This is a genomic window from Pseudomonas sp. 18058 (assembly GCF_902706155.1).
Taxonomy (GTDB): Bacteria; Pseudomonadota; Gammaproteobacteria; order Pseudomonadales; family Pseudomonadaceae; genus Aquipseudomonas; species Aquipseudomonas rustica.
On sequence record NZ_CACSJY010000004.1, the window covers coordinates 42,916 to 58,750 of the forward strand.

General features: G+C 57.3%; 14 protein-coding genes and 1 pseudogene. 12 read left to right on the forward strand and 3 right to left on the reverse strand.

Annotation, left to right across the window (positions count from 1 at the left end; translation table 11 throughout):
- The first annotated feature begins 111 nt into the window (after positions 1–111).
- The 3 genes and pseudogenes from GVL50_RS03395 to GVL50_RS28910 form a co-directional block, all read left to right on the forward strand.
- Complete coding sequence (locus GVL50_RS03395) at positions 112–1,071, forward strand: MBL fold metallo-hydrolase (protein ID WP_159811748.1); 960 nt, start codon at positions 112–114, stop codon at positions 1,069–1,071.
- Between the two features lie 71 nt (positions 1,072–1,142).
- Positions 1,143–1,301, forward strand: a complete 159-nt coding sequence (locus tag GVL50_RS03400; protein WP_159811749.1) for a hypothetical protein — start codon at positions 1,143–1,145, stop codon at positions 1,299–1,301.
- Positions 1,302–1,418: 117 nt separating this feature from the next.
- Positions 1,419–1,583, forward strand: a pseudogene (locus GVL50_RS28910) (transporter); the annotation flags it as partial.
- A 450-nt stretch (positions 1,584–2,033) separates the two neighbouring features.
- Here GVL50_RS28910 and GVL50_RS03405 read toward each other — a convergent pair.
- Positions 2,034–2,783: a transposase family protein gene (locus tag GVL50_RS03405; RefSeq protein WP_256671817.1), complete on the reverse strand. Its 750-nt coding sequence runs from the start codon at positions 2,781–2,783 to the stop codon at positions 2,034–2,036.
- 711 nt (positions 2,784–3,494) lie between these two features.
- On the opposite strand from GVL50_RS03405, the gene GVL50_RS03410 reads away from it, so the two are divergent.
- The 5 genes from GVL50_RS03410 to umuC all read left to right on the forward strand — a co-directional run bounded on the left by GVL50_RS03410 (position 3,495) and on the right by umuC (position 6,884).
- Positions 3,495–3,713, forward strand: coding sequence for a hypothetical protein (locus tag GVL50_RS03410; protein WP_053120216.1), 219 nt, complete (start codon positions 3,495–3,497; stop codon positions 3,711–3,713).
- A gap of 139 nt (positions 3,714–3,852) precedes the next feature.
- Positions 3,853–4,665 carry a DUF1206 domain-containing protein gene (locus GVL50_RS03415; protein ID WP_159811750.1) on the forward strand — a complete coding sequence of 271 codons (813 nt, stop codon included), beginning with the start codon at positions 3,853–3,855 and terminating at the stop codon, positions 4,663–4,665.
- Between the two features lie 90 nt (positions 4,666–4,755).
- Positions 4,756–5,079: a hypothetical protein gene (locus tag GVL50_RS03420; RefSeq protein ID WP_159811751.1), complete on the forward strand. Its 324-nt coding sequence runs from the start codon at positions 4,756–4,758 to the stop codon at positions 5,077–5,079.
- Between the two features lie 106 nt (positions 5,080–5,185).
- On the forward strand, positions 5,186–5,617 hold the full coding sequence (locus GVL50_RS03425; protein WP_159811752.1) for a LexA family transcriptional regulator: 432 nt from the start codon (positions 5,186–5,188) through the stop codon (positions 5,615–5,617).
- Positions 5,604–6,884, forward strand: a complete 1,281-nt coding sequence (umuC, locus tag GVL50_RS03430; RefSeq protein ID WP_159811753.1) for a translesion error-prone DNA polymerase V subunit UmuC — start codon at positions 5,604–5,606, stop codon at positions 6,882–6,884. Before GVL50_RS03425 ends, umuC begins: the two co-directional genes overlap by 14 nt.
- Positions 6,885–6,932: 48 nt before the next feature.
- Here the strand turns inward: umuC and treS are convergent, their stop codons facing one another.
- Positions 6,933–8,999, reverse strand: a complete 2,067-nt coding sequence (gene treS, locus GVL50_RS03435) for a maltose alpha-D-glucosyltransferase (protein WP_159811838.1) — start codon at positions 8,997–8,999, stop codon at positions 6,933–6,935.
- A gap of 323 nt (positions 9,000–9,322) precedes the next feature.
- Between treS and GVL50_RS03440 the strand changes: the two genes are divergently transcribed.
- Genes GVL50_RS03440 through GVL50_RS03455 form a run of 4 tightly spaced genes read left to right on the forward strand, consistent with a single transcriptional unit; the run spans position 9,323 to position 15,089 of the window.
- Complete coding sequence (locus GVL50_RS03440; RefSeq protein WP_159811754.1) at positions 9,323–10,516, forward strand: ABC transporter substrate-binding protein; 1,194 nt, start codon at positions 9,323–9,325, stop codon at positions 10,514–10,516.
- 3 nt (positions 10,517–10,519) lie between these two features.
- Positions 10,520–11,389 (forward strand): branched-chain amino acid ABC transporter permease, encoded by an 870-nt coding sequence (locus GVL50_RS03445; protein ID WP_159811755.1) that lies wholly within the window; start codon positions 10,520–10,522, stop codon positions 11,387–11,389.
- Entirely contained in the window at positions 11,386–13,866 is a 2,481-nt protein-coding gene (locus GVL50_RS03450; RefSeq protein ID WP_159811756.1) for a branched-chain amino acid ABC transporter ATP-binding protein/permease, read from the forward strand. Before GVL50_RS03445 ends, GVL50_RS03450 begins: the two co-directional genes overlap by 4 nt.
- The gene (locus GVL50_RS03455; RefSeq protein WP_159811757.1) at positions 13,863–15,089 is read left to right on the forward strand and encodes an amidohydrolase family protein; all 1,227 of its coding nucleotides are present in this window, start codon (positions 13,863–13,865) and stop codon (positions 15,087–15,089) included. The genes GVL50_RS03450 and GVL50_RS03455 overlap by 4 nt, the downstream gene beginning before the upstream one ends.
- Here GVL50_RS03455 and GVL50_RS03460 read toward each other — a convergent pair.
- Positions 15,086–15,778, reverse strand: coding sequence for a GntR family transcriptional regulator (locus GVL50_RS03460; protein ID WP_159811758.1), 693 nt, complete (start codon positions 15,776–15,778; stop codon positions 15,086–15,088). The genes GVL50_RS03455 and GVL50_RS03460 overlap by 4 nt on opposite strands.
- Between the last annotated feature and the right edge of the window lie 57 nt (positions 15,779–15,835).

Here is a 15,835-nt window from a genome sequence, read left to right on the forward strand (position 1 = left end):
GTCCGCAATGATTGAGAGTCGCGAACAGGTTGGAGAGGTCTGGCTCGGCAACTTGACGCCCAACCACCTGAAACGCTCCAGATACGACTGGAATATCGGAGAATAAAAATAATGAAATCTGATGCTCAATGCCGCAATCCATCAGGCCATGTGCATGGCCGTAATTGCCCCGCACTCGATTACATCGTCAGAGGGAGAGTCGGTGCAGTTGAAATAACAAAGCTGTTTGACACATCCCTGTTGGGAGAAACGGCGCAGACCTGGCTGCCTGATTTTGATCGTCAACGCGTAGAAGCACATGAGCATTGGTTAGCCCCCAACCACTATGATCCGGAAAGTGGACGGATCTTCATGCCTGTGCACAGCTGGATCGTTCGAACCGACAAACACACGATCCTGATCGACAGTTGCGTCGGCAATCACAAGGAACGTCCAGGCATTCCAGAGATGCATCAACTGAACACTCACTATCTCAAGCGAATGAAATCACTCGGCGTAGACCCCGAGGACATAGACTTTGTGATGTGCTCGCATCTGCATGCAGACCATACAGGCTGGAATACAAAATTGGTCAACGGTACGTGGGTGCCGACATTTCCTAACGCCAAATATGTGATGTCGCAGATTGAGCATGATCACGCCGAGCGGCTGGCGCACGGTAATGTTCCAGGTGTTCCGGCCTGGTTTACTCACATGTACAACGACAGTGTGTTACCAATCATCGAGGCGGGGCAGGCAGTATTGTTCGATGACACCTTCGCACTGGATGACACCTTCATCATGAGGCATGCGCCGGGTCATTCTGCAGGCCATGTTCGTATCGAATTATCTTCTAACGGTGAACATGGAGTTTTTTGCGGAGATATTTTGCATTCACCGATCCAAATTCCCTTTTGGCAATGGAGCAGCAGAGTCTGCGAGAACCCGACGCAAGCCGCCAAGAGTCGACACGACTTGCTGTCCTTCTGCGTTGAGAACAATGCGCTTCTATTGCCGGGTCACTTTGAAGATCCGTATATCGGTCGGATTGTCGATGATGCGGGTACATTTGGCATACGCTTTGGCTGGTAACCAACGATCAATGGCGCTTTGCCTCGAATAGCTGCGAGGCATCCAACTGGAACAACACTCAGGAACTTTTCATGAAAGCCGCCGTTGTTCACGATCTTAATGCACCGCCCCGCTTCGACGATTTCATTGCGCCAGTGGCTGAAGCCGGTGAAACCATTGTTGAAGTCAGGGCAGCGGCGCTCAGCCAATTGGTCAAGGCACAAGCATCGGGTCGCCATTACAGCAGTTGAACCGCATTGCCACTGGCTCCTAGTGTGGATTGCGCGGGGCTTCTGCCCGACGGGCGCCGGGTGTCCTTCGCCTTCCCTTGGAAGCTGTATGGCTCGATGGGGCAGACGAGTGGCCAAGGGATCAACTACAAGGTCGATGTAGAGCCGGACTTGCATGCGGCCTACACCCTGGTCTGGCTGGGTGATATGGACGTCGAACAAACCAAGTCACGTTCGGGAGGTACCCTTTCAGGCACCTATCGAAATTCGACCCTGCACATCATCGGAGGCGGAGCCACCTAGCGCTTCTGACACGATGCTTTCAACGCTTTAGGTACGTCGAAACAAACTCCTTTGAGATTGACCGCCCGCACGCTTATAGCGGGCATTTTTTTGAGCGTTAACGTCGCACTGATTACCGGCCGACATAAGTCGGCCTTGAGAAGGCTGCGAAGCAAAATCGTGACTCAGCCTCTGGATGTCCGTATATGGACTCCTCCTCATTGCAAGCCCCGTTGCTTTGGCGCCCGTGCCGACTGCACACGTATATTCGGCCTCTAAATACGGCATCGTTTCGATGCAGGGCCATGATGGGCTATTCGCGCGTCGGCTCCCGATCGCTTTTTCGTGCTTTTCGCACTTGGACATTCAAGGGTTTTGCCGACGCCGGTTCGACCGGTTTGCCATCGTTCAGGTTGCTTCGCAATCGTGGTTAAGAGTTGTTTCTCTCGTAGAACACGTCGGGTAAATAGATCAGGCCGCTGCCTGATTCGGTTGGTAATCAGTGCCGTGACGCAGCATCGCGCCTTTTAGAAAGTGAACCTTCGTTGTCATGAAGGTTCCTATCAGACGCTCAACGTGGCCGCCATAATGCTTGCGCCCTATTGGCCTATATTCGGGGTCGATCCCAAATGATGAACAACCCGCTTGAAATTTTGGCGAAGTAAACTCTGAGGCATTATCCATATGCAATACCTCTGGCTTTCCATAAAAATAATAGTCCATGGGAGCGAGCCCCAAGTTTTTAGCAAATTCCGTTTTGGGTAAAATACTAAGACTCAAAGTGCATGCGACAGATACCGTGGAAGGTACGTGCAAACTAACATAGTAACCAAGAATCACTCTCGTCTTTATATCAATTGCAACTGTCCACCAAGGGCGACCAATGATATTTTTTCGATCGTCGGATAGGAGCATTACATCTACAAGCGTATGATCCATCTGAACCCACTGGAGCGGGCGGGTCACTTCCTTTTTCCCAGGCCGAGCCGAAAAAAACTGCGCTTCAGCATCTTTTCCATGCTTTATTCTCATGCGCGCTCTCTGTGATAGGAGAGATTTTACACGTCGCAGTACAGTGTCTTTGCAAGGGGAAGCAAGGCCTTTTTCCTTACATGTGACGTCCACCTCGACCCATACTTTGCTATAGCTAGCAGCTTTAGATTCGTACTTTTTAGCGGCATCTGCGATAATCACTTCAACTTCTTCGCTTAGCAGTGTCACTCCGGCCCTCCTACCTCGTCGGCTGAGCGCCATACATAATGGTCCGACTTCCTCATCGTAGAGTTTAGCTAATCTAAACAAATAGCTTTTCGACAAATCTAACGTGACACTTGCTTCTTCGACAGTTATTTCTCCGCAGCGCCACTGCCTTACTACATTGTAACGCTCTGCAAAAACTTCTAGTTGCTCGGGGGTGTAATCATAAGCATCGCGACTTACCTCTTTAGCTTCGATTTTTTTTCAATTCGCTCTATATCACGCCTCGACACGATCATTGCTGAATCGGTAGAAACTATGACCACTCTTATATTCTTATCGCTAAATACTTGCTGGACCGTAGCAAGCCTGCCCTTGGCCACCACGAGTTCGCCGGATTTAAGATCACTTGACATGACATAATTCCAGTTAAGTAAGCGCGCAGGGCGCCAGTGATGTTGAGTTTAAAAAGTAGACCATGAGTAGCATCTGGGCAAACTTTGTCTAAAGTTTACACGCGCACGTAGTTAACACATTGATTTTATGAAATTTTATGCCCTGTCTTTTTTAATCAGTCATCACAAGCTCTCTGCATCACGGCTTCGATAAATTCGTTTCAGATAATCACGCTCTTTCAACGGGCCTTGTTGTTCAAAGTCATGACGGCTGGTGATAGCATGCGCACCCCCCCCCCCGGATTGGGGGCTTTATCACTTCCCGTAAGGAACACGCCCTGTGAAAGACTTCGTCATCAGCGTCAACAACCTCGTCCTCTACGTTTCCCTGGCCGTTATCTGGCTGGTCGCTATCGTGTCCCTGTTCACCGCCGGTTTTTTGCCAGCGCTGGGGATTTTCGTGGCCGGCACGTTGGTTTGGTGCATCGTTTCCGGTTTCTGGTTCGTCCAGTCGGCGACTTACGAAGAGCTGCGCAAGCTCAACGCTAATAAAGTCTGAAGTGTCTGTGCGGAGCCTTAGTGCTCCGCCTCTCTGGGCAACTAGCGCCTCTAAACCTGGATTCCCCACCCAGTAAATCGCAGTAGAACCCCTCCGAACCGCAACGGTCTGTTCCTTATTACTCTCAGGAATTGATCCGATGTCCGCGCACCGCAGTCTTGTGATACTCGCTCGAGGTGGATACGCCGCTCGAGGCGTGCTCTATTTGATCATCGGTATCTTCGCGTTACTCGCCGCCCATGACTCAACCAAACCCAAAGACAGTCACAAAAGTCTCGAAGCATTGTTGGCTCAGCCATTCGGCTATTTTTTAGTAGGAATTGTGGTCGCAGGTCTGCTCGCGTTCGCAGCCTGGCGTGTACTGCAAGCCACGCGTGATGTTGATCACCACGGCACCCAACTCAAGGGTTTGGTGATTCGCGCAGGTCTTTTGGCGGGCGGTCTGGTCAATGGCGCGCTCGCATTGTTTGCCTTGAGCCTGCTTGTGAGCGGGATCAAAAGTTCGGGCAGTTCCGGAGGGCAAACCAAAGACTGGCTGGCGCATCTGTTGTCGTGGGAATACTCGAATTTATTGGTTTACCTGATTGCGCTTATTCCGTTAGGCGTTGGCATTGCTCACATCATCAAGGGCTGGAAGGCCTCGTTTGAAAAGTATTTCGAGGCCGACGAAGACGTCATGCGCTATGTCCGCCCGGTGTCCCGATTTGGTCTGATCGCCCGTGGCGTGGTGTTTATAGAGATCGCATTGCTGCTGGCCGTCAGCGGTTCCGCTTATCAGGCGATGGATCCTCCCGGTATGAAAGAGGCCTTGGACGCGCTGCAAAATCTGCCCGCAGGATGGCTGATTTTGATGGTGATGGCCTTGGGGCTGATTGCCTTTTCGGTCTACAGTTTTTCTGAAGCGTGCTGGCGCAAGATCAACATGGACGTGCCGGGCGTTTCCAGTCAGTAGATCCTCAGGAATTAACTACGATCCGCCCTCCTGTTCCCGATACTTCGACAATCGTCCATCGAGCATTCTTTGGACGATCGGAGATGAGCAATGCACCCAGTGACGCCTGACGGTCGCTACTTTGTTGTCAAAGGGCAGCTATGGCGATGCACCAATCCCTCGCTGCAAGAAGATCTGCGACAGCAACTTATAAACGAACTCATGGCCGCCCGACGGGACGTAAAAGTTGCAAAAGCCGCCAGTGATCCGCAGCAATTGAAAGCAGTAAGAGCACGCGTCCATGCTGCAAAAGTTGCACTCGGAGAACGAGGCCCGGTGTGGTGGGACGATGGCAGTCCTGATCTAAACAGGCATCAAGTTTCTAATACGCCTTACGCGCAATGGTATGAAACGCTCTGCAAAGGAACTGATTAGCCCGCCAATACGGTCACCCGTCGAATTGCCTTGCCCTGAGATTGACCAAAAGCCAAGCAAATCGTTAACTGTATGCATGTACAGTTAACCTGATAAGGCTTGCATCATGAGCATCACCCTCCTCGGCCCACTCGCGACCGGCGGCACGAAGCTGCCTCTCTACTCATCCCGGGTGCCGGCGGGCTTCCCCTCCCCGGCGGCTGATCACATCGAGAAGCACATTTCCCTCGATGAGCTGTTCGATATCCGCGCGCCGCACGTGTACCTGGTGAGAATTGACGGCGACAGCATGCAGGGCGCCGGCATCTATTCAGGGGATCTGGTGGTCGTTGATCGAAGTATTGATGCGGTCAGTGGCGATATCGTCATCGCTGCGCTGAACTCCGAACCCTTCTGCAAGCGTCTGCTGCTGCGCGAGAGCGCCGTGATGCTTTTATCGGAGAACCCGAAATACCCGGCAAGACATGTCATGGAAGGCGATGAGCTGGTGATCTGGGGTGTGGTGAAATACAGCGTGCGCGATCATGACAACACCTGAACCTGTCTTCGCTCTGATTGACTGCAATTCGTTTTACGCGAGTTGCGAGCGGGTTTTCCGGCCCGACCTGGCGAGGACACCCATCGTGGTGCTGTCCAACAACGATGGCTGTGTGATTGCGCGCAGCTACGACGCCAAACCGTTTGTGAAAATGGGCCAGCCGTACTTCCAGATCAAGGATCATCTGCGCCGTAACGGCATCGTCGCGTTCAGCAGTAATTACGCGTTGTATGGCGACATGAGCGAGCGCGTCATGACCATCATCGAATCGCTGGTGCCTGCGCTTGAGGTCTACAGCATTGACGAGGCGTTTGCCGATCTGACGGGCATTGCCGGTGACTTGTCCGCGTTTGGTCGGCAGATGCGCTCTGCACTGCTCAAACGCACGGGCATTCCTGTCGGTGTGGGCATTGCCCGCACCAAAACCTTGGCCAAGCTCGCCAACCATACCGCCAAAAGGCTGCTGGACATCACCGGCGGCGTGGTCGATCTCTGCGATCCGTTCAAACGCGACTGGACGCTGCGCAATACCAATGTCGGCGAGGTCTGGGGCATCGGCAGGCGCATGAAAGCTCATCTGGAAGTCATGGGCATCAACACTGCCATGGACTTGGCGAAGGCCGACCCGTGGATGCTTCGGCAGAAATTCAGCGTGGTGATCGAAAAGACTGCGCGCGAGCTCGCCGGCACGTCATGCCTCGAACTGGGAGAAGCTGACCCGCCGAAGCAGGAAATCTGCTGCAGCCGAATGTTCGGCACGCGACTCACGCAGATCGAGCCGATCAAGGAAGCTGTTGCTACCTACACCCAGCGTGCGGCCGAAAAACTCCGCGCGCAGAACTCGCTGTGCAAGAAGATGCGCGTGAGCATTCGCACCGGCATGTTCAATCCGGAAGAGGCGAAATATGCGAACGGCGCGCTGGTGGAGTTGCCCTACCCGACCAACGATGTGCGCCTGATGACGAAAGCAGCCACCGAAGCGGTCAATCGGCTGTTTCGCCCGGGCTTCAGATACAGCAAGGCCGAAGTGCTACTGATGGATTTGCGGCAGCCGGGTGATTTCACGGATGACCTGTTCGCCCATTCGCAACCGGCGATGGCTGACAAGGTCATGAGCGTTCTCGATGAGATCAATGGCCGCTGGGGCAAGGGCGTTCTTCGGGTGGCCAGTGTGCCCGCCGCGCCTGATTGGGGGATGCGTCGAGACCTGATGAGCCAAAGCTACACGACCAAGGTCAATCAGCTGTGGACGGTCAAGGCCCGATAGCCGGTGGGTGTTGCCGAACACCCGACAACACCCGCTAGCGGCAAAGCCCTAGATCATCGGCGAACTGCTGACTACCCGCAGCGCGAGGCCTTCATAGGCATCGAGAACAATGGTGAATTCACCCTCGGGCGTAAGGTCACCTTCGACCCGCTCGTTGATGATGTCGACCACCGGCCCCGGCGCAATGTTGGGCAAATGCAGGGTTTCAGTAATCGGTGTCGCGCCGAAGTTCAGGGCGGTGATCTGCGTGCCTTTGCCCGCAGGCAGTTCGTGAACCATGATCAGCAACCCCGGGTGTTCAACGTCCGGAACCAGAATCTGCCGACTGGCGGCAATATCGTAGGCCCGGCGCGCCGAGAGAATTCGCTGCAGTTGCGAGGCGAACGAATCCGGATCCTGCATTTGCGCAGGCAGGCTGCCGTACAAGGATTTCGAACGGGGCATGAGGCCCGCTGACAGCGACGCCTCCGGGTTCAGATCCACCAGATCGTAGGCACCACGATGAATCCAGCGGGTATCGCCATCGCCCATCAGATGCTGGACCTGCTCTGCCGGCAAAGGCAGTGCACCGACAAGATCCCACCCCGACAACGCGAACACCCCGGGTTGCATCGCGTTGTACATCACCAGCAGCAAATGGATCTGTTTGATCTGCTGAATATCCGCAGGGGTAATGGCATCGAGGTCGCGAATGCCAAGGGCGGCGGTGATGATACTGGCGGTGGTGCAGGACACGCCGTTGGTCACGAACTTGAGATTGTAGGGTGCGTGTTCGCCGGTCAAGCGCTCGTACATCTGCTCACGGATGTGTTCGCGCAAGATGTTGCCGGGGAATGTCTGGCCCTGGAACAGATAAGTGTCGTGGGCGTGCAACGTCCAGAAATGCACCAGTTCCAGCGTCAGTTCGTCATGGTTCTGCAAGGCATGGATCAGCGAGCCCGGGTCGATGCCGAGCGTGTGCATCTGGCGCAGCATCAGCCGCAGGAATTCGGTATCGCCCATCAGCAACGCGTGCTGGTAAGCCGGCCGGGTGATGAAGTCGTAGGAGAGATCGGCGCCGCCGTGGGACATGGCAGCGATGTCGTCAACCGTCAGGTTCAATTCCTGAAAGCTGAAGCCGCCGGCCTTGCGAATCGCCCCGCCCAGCAATTGGTTGCCGGTGATCGACAGCGGATGGCTTTCCGACCACGCAGTGCCGTCGAGCTTGCGCTCCACACCGAGAAAACCGTTGGCATCGAGACGGAGGATTTTCGCGCCCATCACGTCAATGGCGTGCAACGCATCGCCGATGATCATCTGCTGCGCGGCAAAGGTCGGATCCAGCCAGTTCAACGACGGCTGGCCTTCCTTGAAATAATGCAAGTACACCCAGCGACGCGGCTTACCATCGACACCCATGACGATCGACGTCGCGCTCCAGTCGGTTTCCTTGACCCCCGGCTCGAAGAAGATCACCCGTTGCAACTGGCCAACGATGTAATGCTTGTCGCGCAGCGCATCAACCTGCTGCGGGCTGAGGTTTTGCGCGTCACGCCCCTCTGCCACATCAGGCAGCAGCGGCCAGTCCTCCTCGCGGATTTCAACCATGTGATAGAGGCCCGGATAATCTTCATAGGCCATCTCGGCCAGTCGAAAATCCGCGCCCTTGCCGGTGTGTGACGGGATCACATCATCAATCACGACAGCGTTGTGCGCAGCGGCCATGCGGGTCAGCGCCTGCAGCTGCGCCTCGGTGCCGAGTTGCGGGTCGATGTCGAAACTGATGCGGTCGAAATTGCCGTCGATGGTCGGCGTATGTTCAGTGCCTCGCAGGCCCCCAGACTTTTTCAGCGGCCCGTTATGGATGCCCTGAATGCCGATTTTCGAGAGCAGGTGCCACAAACCTTCATCGCCCAAGGCCTCCAGCACGGTGCCGTTTTCACGGGTAACAATGGAAGCGGGATACGCGGTAAACCAGACCGAGGCCAAAGCCGAAGCGTCCCGAGGCCGGGTATGGGCGTAGGGCTGCTGCCACAAGCGGCCCTGTCCCGAATAGAGTTTGGCCCGCTGCCTTGCGGCATGCAGCATGGATTGTTCGACCAACCACGCCACTTGGTTCTGTTCAGCCGTCGTCATGAAAACCATTGCCTCTCGTTGGAGTGAGCCTGCGATCGGGCCTTGCATCCAGCACAGCGACACCGCCCGATTCATTTATGTATGAGGCCCGGAGGTGGATTTCGTTGCATTGGTCTTGGCGAAGGCGCCTCGACCCGGCAGACAGGGCGGAAAAATCAAATAGCCAAATGGCCCGGCGCCTCGCCATGGTGCAATTCGCCTTCATTTGGAGCGCAATCACTCCGTGAGCACCCCGTAAACACTGTAGTTTTCACGGCAAATCCGAGTGGCACCCTCCTTGCTAGCAATAAATCAGTAACTGCTAGCAATCAGGAGAATCACCCATGGCAACTCGGTTTCAAAACCTGCAACGTCTGCTGTTTCCCGTGGCTGCGGCAGTCACGCTCAATATGGCAATGTTCGGTGGCGCGCAAGCGGCCGAGCCGCCGATCAAGGTTGGTCTGGTCGCGGCCCTTTCCGGGCAGTCGGCCAAATCCGGTGAAGCCCTGACGCGGGGTTTGACCATGGCGATCAATGAGGTCAACGCCAGTGGCGGCGTGCTCGGTCGTCCTCTGGAATTGGTGCGTCGCGACGATGAAAGCAATCCGTCGAAGGGCATTCTCGCCGCGCGCGAACTGGTGCAGCGCGAGAAAGTCGCCGTACTGTTTGGTGGTCTTGATACACCGGTTTCGCTGGCCATCGTGCCGCTGGTCAATCAGATGAAAGTGCCGTTCATGGGCATCTGGGCGGCGGGTACGAAAATCACCGAAAACGGCGCGGCCGATAACTATGTGTTCCGTGTTTCTGCCGTCGATGAGCTGGTGGATGAGGCGCTGGTGAAATATGGCGTCGACCACGGCATGAAGAAGCCGGGGATGATCCTCATCAACAATCCGTGGGGCGAGTCCAACGAGGCGGGCTTCAAACGTGCGCTGGAGAAACGCGGCATGGCCAACGCCGGTGTCGAGCGGATTCAGGACAGCGATCTCGACGTCGTTCCGCAACTCACTCGCTTGAAAAACGCCGGTGCCGACACCCTCCTCCTCGTCGGTAATGTCAGCCCTTCCGCGCAAGTCGTGAAATCTCTGGATCGCATGGGCTGGGACGTGCCGGTCGTTTCGCACTGGGGCCCGGCCGGTGGCCGCTTCGGCGAACTCGCGGGGCCGAACGCCGGGCGCGTGCATTTCATCCAGACCTACGTGTTCACCGAGCACAACAGCGCCAAGGGCGATGCCTTGTTGGCCGCATTGAAAACCGCCTACCCGCAGATCAAAACCCTGGCTGACGTCACCCCGGCGGTGGGCATTGCCAATGCTTATGACGGGCTGCATCTCGCCGTTGAAGCGATCAAAAAAGCCGGTAGCACCGACGGCAAAGCGATCCGCGACGGCTTTTACGCCATCAGCGAATACGACGGTTTGATCAAGGACTACAAGCAACCGTTTACCCCGACCAAGCATGACGCGTTGGGGCCGGACGATTATCTGTTCACGCACTTCGTCAACGATCAAATCGTCCCGCTCGCGCCTAAGGAGTAAGCCATGTACACCGCCGCCATCATCTCCGGGCTGGGCCTCGGCAGCATGTACGCGTTGCTGGCGTTAGGGTTTCACCTGACCTACGTCGTCTCGCGCACCGTCAACTTTGCTCAGGGCAGCGCCATGATGGTCGGCGCGGTGTTGGGCTACACCTTTTGCATCAACTGGGGCTGGTCGCTGTGGTTTGCGCTGCCGCTGACTTTGATGTTCTGTGCGCTGTATGGCTTGGCCATCGAGCGCTGGCTGGTGCGGCCGTTTCACAGTCGCGGCTCGCAGGCGTGGTTGATGGCGACGGTGGCCGGCGGGATTCTGGTGGATAACCTGGCGTTGTTCACCTTCGGCAAGGAGCCTCGGCAGTTCGAAAGCAGCCTGGCCGATCTGAATGTCGAGATGTTCGGCAGCAACGTCGGTGCCCTGCAATTGCTGATTCCGCTGGCCGGGGCGGCGATTGCGCTGGCGTTGTATCTGGTGCGGCGTTACACCCGGCTGGGCAAAGTGCTGGAAGCCTGCGTGCAGAATCCTCGTGCCGCGATGCTGATGGGCATCAACGTCAATCGTGTGGTCGCCATCGCTTTTGCGATCTCGACAGTGTTTGCCGCCGTCGCCGGTTTGTTGATTGCGCCGCTGTTCAGCGTCAACGCGGAAATGGGCATGTTGTTCGGCCTGAAAGCCTTTGCGGTGGCGATTCTTGGCGGCATCACCAGCGCTGGCGGCGTGTTCACGGCGGGGTTGCTGTTTGGTCTGACGGAAGCGCTGATCACCATGTATTTCGGCTCGGCGTTCACCCAGATATTCACGTTTGCGCTGGTGATTGTCGCATTGGCGATTCGTCCCAACGGTCTGTTCGGCAGCCAGGCATTGGTGAAAGTATGAAGAACCTTCCCTCCTTGCTGATCGCCCTCCTCGCGGTCGTTTCTGGGGTCATGGCGTTCACGCTGGACAGCTATTCCCTGCTGGTTTTCACCCTGTGCGCGCTGGCGACAGTGGTTGGCGTGAGCCTGAATATTCTGATCGGCCTGAGCGGGCAGATTTCCTTTGGCCATATCGCCTTCTACGCGATCGGTGCCTATGTGTCGGCGCTGCTGACCTTGGCGGGTTGGCCGTTGTGGCTGGCCCTGCCGATCGCCGGTGTCGCGGCTGGGGTAATTGGCGCGCTGCTGGCGATTCCTGCCCTTCGCGTTAGCGGCCCGTACTTGGCGATGATCACCATTGCCTTCGCTTTTGTCGTGCATCACAGCCTGATCGAATGGCGTGACGTCACGGGCGGTTCCAACGGTTTGATGGGCATCCCCATGCCGGAATTCGCCGGGCTTGATCCGTCGATTTTCCTCGCGCTATTGGCTGCGGCATTGATGATTGGCGCCCTGCTCTTCTATCAGCGCCTCAGCCACAGCCGCTGGGGCAAAGCCATGCGCGCGGTGAAAGCTTCAGAAATTGCTGCGCGCTCGCTGGGCTTTAATCCGGTCATCAGCAAAACCCTCGCCTTTGCTTTGTCGGCGGCGTTGACCGGACTCGCGGGTGGCTTGCTCGCGCCGTTGCTGATGTTCATCAACCCGGAATCATTTCCGTTTTCGCAGTCGATTTTGTTTGTGCTGGCAGTGATCGTCGGCGGCAGCGGCATGCTCTTCGGGCCGCTGATTGGCGCGCTGTTGATTGTGCTGGTGCCGGAACTGCTCTCGGATTTTGCCGAATATCGCTTGCTGATTTTTTCCACGCTGCTGCTGTTGGTGCTGTGGATCGCACCGAATGGCCTGCTGGGCGCCCTCGCCCGACGCTGGATCAAACCGACGCGTTTGCTGCCGCCCGCGCGCTTCAATGAGGATCGTATCGCCGCGCATCTGCGCAGTCGTGGCGTGAACTCGGGCTTGCGGGTAACTGATATCGGCATTCGTTTCGGCGGCGTGCAGGCCGCGCAACACGTCAGTTTGCATGCCCCCGCCGGCAGCATCACCAGCATCATCGGCCCTAACGGCGCGGGCAAAACCACTGTGCTCAATATGATCAGCGGCTTCTATGTGCCGGACTCTGGCCAGATTGAATTGCAACAACCGCTCGCCGGTCTGCCGGCGTGGAAAAGCGCTCGGGCCGGGATTGCCCGCACGTATCAGACCACCTTGCTGTTCGGTGAAATGTCGGTGTTGGACAACCTTCTGGTGGCGATGCAGCAGGGCCGTATGGGCCTGCCGTTCAGCCTTTCCACAGTCGAGCAGCGCAGTCTGGCACTGGATCTGTTGGCACTGGTCGGCTATCGCGGCGAAGTGAATATTTCCGCCGAAGATCTGCCGCATGTGGATCGGCGTCTGGTGGAAATTGCCCGGGCGCTGGCGACGGCGCCTGCGGTGTTGTTGCTGGATGAACCGGCCGCGGGCCTCAGTCGTCGCGACACCGATGATCTGGCGGTACTGCTGCGCAAACTGGCGGACTTTGGCCTGACAGTGATTCTGGTCGAGCACGACATGGCGCTGGTCATGTCGGTGTCCGAGCACTTGCTGGTGCTCGACGCCGGCAAACCTATTGCCTCGGGGCCGCCGGCGGAAATCCGGCAAAACCCGCAAGTCATCGCCGCGTATCTGGGCGGTACCGAGTATCAAGCCACACCTCGCGAACAGGTGTGGAATGGCAGTCGCGATGCGCGTTTGTACGTCAAGGATCTGGTCATCGATTACGGCGCGTCAGCCGTGGTCGACAAGGTCAATCTGCTGGTCAATCCCGGCGAACTGGTGGCGATTCTCGGCGCGAACGGCGCGGGCAAATCGAGCATCCTGCAGTGTCTGGCCGGCCTGCATCGCGCCAGCGGCGGCAGTATTTTGCTGGACAACGAAAACATCGAACTGGCCAACGCCAGCACCATTGCCGCAAAAGGTCTGGCCCTGGTGCCGGAGGGCCGTCAGGTTTTCCCGTATTTGAGTGTGCGCGACAACCTGTTGCTCGGCGGCTATTCGCGTCGCGACAGCTTCGATGCCGAGGCTGAAATCGAGGCCATCCTCAAGCGCTTCCCGCGCCTGCGAGATCGCATCGACAACCCGGCCGGGCTACTTTCCGGCGGCGAACAACAAATGGTCGCCGTGGGCCGCGGCCTGATGGCCAAGCCAAAAATCCTCTTGCTCGATGAACCGTCGCTGGGCTTGTCGCCCGCGATGATCGGCGAGTTGTACGATGCACTGGCGGCGCTGCGCGACGAAGGCGTGACCATCCTGCTCGTGGATCAAATGGCCAACCTCGCGCTGCAAGTGGCGGATCGCGCTTATGTTCTCGAAACCGGCATCATCGTCAAAGCCGCCGGCTCCGCAGAACTGCGCGCCGACAAAGCGCTGGCCGCCGCCTATCTGGGTGAAGGGGCCAGCGCATGAACGCCCTGAAAATCATCAATGCACGGCTCGGAAGCGATCACCGCGTGAGCGAGTTCTACGTTGAGAACGGTTACTTCGTCGACGGCTTCAGCCCGAATGCCAGCCACTGGCAAACCCTTGATCTGCACGGCCAATTGATGATGCCGGGTCTGATCGAAACCCATATCCATCTGGACAAGGCCTGCATCATGCAGCGCTGTCATTTGCAGGAAGGCACCCTGGCTGAAGCCGTCGCGCAAACCCGCGCGGCGAAAGCCGAATTCACTGAAGACGATGTTTATCAGCGTGGTGCGCAGGTGCTGGACAAGGCGATTGTGCAAGGCACGACGCACATGCGCACCCACGTCGAGCTGGATCCGCAGATCGGTCTGACCGGGTTCAACGCGATTCGCCGTTTGCAGGCTGATTACGCCTGGGCCATCAGTCTGGAAATCTGCGTGTTTCCCCAGGAGGGTCTGCTGAATAATCCTGGGACTGAGGCGCTGTTGTGTCAGGCACTGGAAAGCGGCGCGACGGTGCTCGGCGGCTGCCCGTACATGGACAGCGACCCGCACGGGCAGATCCAGCGTCTGTTTGAACTGGCGGTGCGCTACGACTGCGACCTCGATCTGCACCTGGATTTCGACCTGAACACCGAAGGCATGACGGTCATGGAAGTCGCACGCTGCACGCAGCTGCACGGCTGGGGCGGACGCGTCACCGTCGGGCACGCGACCAAGTTGTCGACGCTGCCCCGTGAGCCACTGACGGTGCTGGCTCTGCATCTGGCCAAAGCAGGCGTGCAGGTGACTTGTCTGCCGAGCACCGATCTGTTTTTGCTCGGCCGCGAGGCGTTCCACAACAAACCCAGAGGCTTGGCGCCACTCGCGCATTTGCATGCGTGCGGCGTGACCTGCTCGGTCTCGACCAACAACATCGGTAACCCGTTTACGCCGTATGGCGATGCGTCGTTGATCCGTCAGGCCAACCTGTTCGCCAACGTCAGTCAGATGGGCACGGTGGCGGAACTGCTGCAATGCCTGGCGTGGGTCTCCACCGAGTCGGCGGTGATGCTGCGATTGCAGGATTACGGTTTGCGACCAGGCTGCCGCGCCGATTTCATCGTGTTCGACGCGTCCTCGCCAGCGACAGTGATCGCTGAAATAAGCGCGCCGTTGATGGGCTTCAAGGGCGGGCGCCAGACGTTCAGTCGCCCAGTAGCAACGTTGATCAAACCGCGTTAATCAATCAGCGCCTGCTTGAGGTTGAACTCGGCGGGCGCAGTTTCTTCCAGCGCCAACTGCGCTTCCAATTCATCCAGATGCTCAATCATCACCGCCACGGCTTTGGCGTTATCGCCATTTTCCAGCGCGGTGATGATTTCCTGGTGCTCGTCGGACGCACACGACGGCACGTCATTACGCTGATACAGCGCGACGATCAATGAGCTACGCACCATCAGGTTGGCGAGGATATCGCTGAGCACCGTGTTGCCACTGATCTCGCCGAGCAGCAGGTGAAATTCGCTCAGCTCGCGGACGATGGCGCGGCGATCGGTGTCGTTGGTGGCTTTGCGTTCGTTGTTCATATGGTTGGCGATACGCTGACGCTGCGTGCGCATGGTTTGCGGCGTGATCGCCTCGACAATTGCGCGCTCGATGGCGCGCCGGGCGCTGAAAATATCCCGCGCTTCGCGTGCCGTCGGCTGGGCAACCATGGCGCCCCGATTGGCTTCGATGGTCACCACTTTTTGCATCGCCAGACGCTGCAACGCCACCTGCACATGATTGCGGTTGGCTTGCAGGGTTTCGACGATATGCGCTTCGATCAATCGCGTGCCGGGCGGCAGGCGATGCTGGGCGATAGCCTTGAACAGCGCATCGACGATCCGTTGCACCTCAAGCTGTTTGACGGTGACAGTGCTCAAGCCCATCCTTTCCTCTGTTTTTCAGAACGCCGCAGGCCAATCCACAACAATGTGTCTGGCGGG